General features: G+C 65.3%; 4 protein-coding genes and 1 pseudogene. 4 read left to right on the top strand and 1 reads right to left on the bottom strand.

Features of this window, described 5'->3' with window-relative positions:
• Positions 1–549: 549 nt before the first annotated feature.
• Positions 550–1,428, top strand: coding sequence for a type IV toxin-antitoxin system AbiEi family antitoxin (locus tag IEX31_RS18205; protein WP_188744807.1), 879 nt, complete (start codon positions 550–552; stop codon positions 1,426–1,428).
• Entirely contained in the window at positions 1,418–2,275 is an 858-nt protein-coding gene (locus IEX31_RS18200) for a hypothetical protein (RefSeq protein ID WP_188744806.1), read from the top strand. The genes IEX31_RS18205 and IEX31_RS18200 overlap by 11 nt, the downstream gene beginning before the upstream one ends.
• Positions 2,276–2,549: 274 nt before the next feature.
• On the opposite strand, the pseudogene IEX31_RS18195 reads toward IEX31_RS18200, so the two are convergent.
• Positions 2,550–2,690 (bottom strand): annotated as a pseudogene (locus tag IEX31_RS18195) (RtcB family protein); the annotation flags it as partial.
• A 92-nt stretch (positions 2,691–2,782) separates the two neighbouring features.
• Here IEX31_RS18195 and IEX31_RS18190 point away from each other — a divergent pair.
• Positions 2,783–3,283: a nucleotidyltransferase family protein gene (locus tag IEX31_RS18190; RefSeq protein WP_229662488.1), complete on the top strand. Its 501-nt coding sequence runs from the start codon at positions 2,783–2,785 to the stop codon at positions 3,281–3,283.
• Entirely contained in the window at positions 3,280–3,921 is a 642-nt protein-coding gene (locus IEX31_RS18185) for a HepT-like ribonuclease domain-containing protein (RefSeq protein WP_345001625.1), read from the top strand. Before IEX31_RS18190 ends, IEX31_RS18185 begins: the two co-directional genes overlap by 4 nt.
• Positions 3,922–4,344 lie beyond the last annotated feature (423 nt).

The raw sequence follows: 4,344 nt of genomic DNA, 5'->3' as shown, positions 1-4,344 counted from the left end.
GGTTCGCGCTGCTGACGTCGGACGCGAGGGTCGCGGAGTACGGCGCACCCGCGCGGCTTGTCGATCGGGTGCGCCGCTGACCTGTGGGCCTGGCGGAGCAGCCGTGCGGTGCAGCCGTTGCTGATCATGGCGACGCGTTGAGCGGCCCGATATCCTGCCCGACATGACCACCCGGCACGAGCCCTGGGCGCTGGCCCCACTGGACAGGCGCCTAAGGACGCTGCTCGAGACCGCCAAGACGAGTCTTAACACCGCGCCGCGTGCGTGGCCGCGTGCCGTCATCGGGTTCCTGCAGGTTTTCTCCTCCTCCAGTTCGCATCCGATTAATTTGAGAGAACCAAGTTCTTTCCGGATAGAGTGAGAACTGTGCTTCGAGGAGAAAACCCGGGAGTTGCCGTTCTGATGAACGTCGTTCCAACTGCACTCCTGCCTGAGCCGGTTCGGGACGGCGTCGTCCTAGGGGGCGTATCGCAGTCGGTTCATTTGCGAGCCATCTGGGCCGGTGAGGGTTTCCCCGCGGATGTGCAGCGTGTACTTGAGCAGACCGACGTGGACGTGGAAGCGAAGAGCCTCGTCGTTACGGCGCGGCGCATGAGTCCAGGGGCGGTCCGGCTGCTCGTGCAGCGAAACTTGTCGTGGGCGGACGCGAATGGGCATGCAGATATCTCGGTTCCTCCCGGCCTGTTCATCTCGCGACTCAAGCCACGGCCGCTCGCGCGGCAGGCAGTCACGGCGATCACTTGGTCCCCGAGTACAGAGGCCGTGGCTGAGTTCGTCCTCTGCCGTAGTGTGCAACCTCCGGTAGGCCTAACGGACACGTGGAACGGGGTCGATCGGATCGCCCAGATCGCTGAGGCCACGCACGTTTCGCAAGGTCAAGTCGCCAAGGTGCTCGTGGCGCTTGACGAGGAGGGCTATACCGCCAAGGTTGGCCCCGAGCGAGGGCCGACCGCGGCACGCGAGCTTCGAGAGCGGGGGCGACTACTGAGCGACTGGGCAGGACACTACGCGCGATCCGCGCGAAAAGAGCGGCGTGTAGATCTGCACCTCATGTCGCGCGACCCGCGGGGCTGGACGGAACTCGCCGCCCGGAAGCTTGGGCGACTGCCCTGGGCGGTGTCCGGCTGGGTAGGTGCCGATACCATCGCGCCTTTCGCGACAAGTGTGCCCGACATGATCCTTTACGTACCAGTAGATGGTTTCGAGCAGGCACTGGATCGTCTGACCGACGACCAGGAGGTTTCTCCGGTGGAGCGAGGCGGACGAATTCACCTCCGCTCCGCCGCACACTACGTCTTCGACTTCACAACCAAGTCAGCCGGCGAAACCGTGGCGTCTCCCGTACGCGTCTACGCGGACTTGCTTCGCGCCGGCGGCCGCGGCGTCGAGGCAGCCGAACACCTACGGGAGGTGGCGATTGGCTTCTGAACCCCGCACGCGAACCGCCCGCGCTCGCGCTGAAGAGGCACTTGTCCGATTCGCCCTGCTCACGGGCGAACACACCACCGAGTTCGTCGTTATCGGTGGCCTCAACCCCGACTTCCTGGCGCCCACCGCACCCCATCCGCACCTCGGAACGACGGATGTGGACCTGCTCTTCGAACTCGGCTTCGTATATGACCGGGACGAGCTTGATTTCGGCTGGCTGGACCGCGCTCTCGTCGCCGGTGGGTTCACGGCCGTTGGCACCGCTGCTGGGTGGCAGTGGACGGGTGTCCTCGGCGACGCGCTCGTTCGCCTCGACCTTCTGTGCGATGTGTACGACAGTCCGGGTCAGCCCATCCACCTGCCGGGTGCGGCAGAAGCAACCGCTCAGAATCTGATAGGACCCGCCGCCGCCCTACACAACCCAGTCGAGCGTGAACTGGACGTCCCCGACACAGTTATTGCCGACATGCCGGAGGCGCCCGATCACGTCCGGCTGAGGTTCGCGAGCCTCGGCGGCTACATCGCCGCCAAGTCTGCCGCCTTCATGAGCCGCGAGAAGGGGAAAGACGCATACGATCTCGCTTTCGTCATCATGTACGGTTCCGGTGGCCCACGCACGGCGGCCTCGGCGAGCGCGGCGACCGAGGTGCCACCGTATCGAGAACCCATCGCCGCCACGATCACCTCGGCGGTTACACGGCTCGCCGATGCCGAGTCCCCGTGGATCGACATCGTCGTACAGGAGCTTCACTTGGCCGGCGACGAATCCGACGACGACCAGCTACGAACCGACATTCTTCGGTCCGCGGCCCAGTTCCTGGCTTCGTACACGCAACTGAGGGACTGATGCCTGCCAATGGCAGGAATGATCGCCCGAAGTGATCGAATTCCGTGCTCCCGCGTTGGATGTCGTGGCGGGATCGGCGGTGCACAGGATGTCGTTGTCGACTCCGTCAGACTGCTTTGCGCGGACCGGCCACCGATAGCGCTTGTGTTGGGTACGGGTTCAGCAGCGCTCACCCGGAGACAGCACGACGAACGCCGCGACCCGCGCCCGCTCGTTTCCGAGTCGAGCGCGAGCCACGACATCCGTCACCCCCTGCTCCCCCTGCTGCCGCAGATCAATCGCCCTTCACGTTCACGATCTGCCGCAGCGTGTGCCGCACCGACACGAGGGACGCGGCATCCGCCATCACTCGGTCGATGGGCTTGTAGGCCTGCGGGATCTCGTCGACGAACGCATCGGTATCACGGAACTCGATGCGCGGCGCCGACGTGCTCGAACGGATCGTCTGAGGTACCGTGCTTAACGGGGTGTTGGGTACCATATGGTATTATGGTACCGGGAGCAATCATGGCGACATTCACCCCGATCAAGATCGACCCGGCGACCGATCGCCTCGTCTCTGATGCCGCGCACCTGCTGGGCCGCACGAAGAAGGACATCGTCACGGCGGCAGTGCGGGAGTTCATCGACTCGCATCACGCGGAACTGAGTGCCGGCGTGACAGCAACGGCGGAACGACTGTCGGGCGGGCGCCCTGCGCCGAGTCGCCCCGGCGTGCGCCCGCTGCGTGCGCGGCTCAACGCGAACCGCGAGGAGCTGCTGGCCGCACTCGGCGACTTGGGCGCCACGAATGTACGCGTGTTCGGAAGCGTCGCTCGCGGTGACGAATCGGCGACGAGCGACATCGATCTGCTCGTTGACGTTGGCGACGACGTCGGCATGTTCGGCCTCGGCCGGATGCGCAGCGCCGCCGAACGAATTCTGGACGCGCCGGTCGACGTCGTGCCGGCTTCGAGTCTGAAGGCCGACGTCGTCGACGATGTGCTTCGCGAGGCGAGACCGGTGTGAGCCGGTCGTCACGAGCCCGACTCGGAGACATCCTCATCGCGTGCAGGATGATCGAGGACTACGCGACACGAACCGACGACGACGGCATCGTGTTCGATGCGATTCGCATTCGCCTCGTCGAGATCGGGGAGGCGGTCAAAGACCTCGATCCGTCCGCCACCGCGCCCGAGCCCGACATCCCTTGGGAGGAGATCGCGCAGATGCGTGACCAGCTCGCGCATCGGTACTTCGACACCTCGCACGCGATCGTGATGGCCACCGCGCGAAACGACATCCCCCTCCTCAAGTCCGCTGTGGGGCGCCTACTCGACGGCGAACGAAGTCAGCAGGCACCGTTCGACGAGCGGGCAACCTCCGGTTCGTGCGGATCCGTCAACGCCGCGTTGCGTTCGAACGACTGCGATGCGACATCGAGCGAGACGGCGCCGCGTGCTGTGGGTGACGCTCGGCATCGCCGCTCTCCCGTTCGCCGCGATCGCCGCGATCGCCGCGATCGCGATGTTCTCCGCCACGTTGAGCGCGATCGCGTCCCGCTGAGCGCGCAGGCGGAAGCCCCGCCCGAAGGTCCTCGCAGGGTTCATGATCGACGCAGAGGCGTTGCTCGGCACCCCGGTCGACGTCGTTCCCGACCGGCGTGAGGGTCCGAGCCCGGTGCTCGATCGGATCACCCCGAGGCGGTGCCGCTGTGACGCTCGACGATTGGTGCCGCTTCGACTCGATCGCGATCGCGATCCGCCTGAGTCTCTCCCCTGCACCGTCGACGCCGAGCACGATCTCCGGGTGCGCGTCAGCCTTCGCGACCATCAGCCGGAGCCGCTTTCGGCCCCTTCGGCCTGAGTCAGCATTACTATGAATCCTCCGATGAGCCACGCCGAATCCGTGAGTTGAGACTGCGAATCCGCCAGTTCTGTTCTGCGAATCCGTGACTTATATTCTGCGAATCCGTGAGTTTCGCCCTGCGAATCCGTGAGCTGCTGACGTACCATCGTGCCATGACCGAACTACGGCAGCGGCACATCGCCGGATTCGCCGCCGAAGCGATGGAGACGTTCCCTGCTGTC

Source organism: Agromyces bauzanensis (genome assembly GCF_014645655.1).
Lineage (GTDB): Bacteria > Actinomycetota > Actinomycetes > Actinomycetales > Microbacteriaceae > Agromyces > Agromyces bauzanensis.
Note: the sequence above shows the minus strand (reverse complement) of the source record. Positions and strands in the feature narration are given on the sequence as shown.

Bases quoted from the DNA above. Each gene is read 5' to 3' on its own strand.
- IEX31_RS18190 (WP_229662488.1), top strand. From the start codon at position 2,783: ATGGCGACATTCACCCCGATCAAGATCGACCCGGCGACCGATCGCCTC.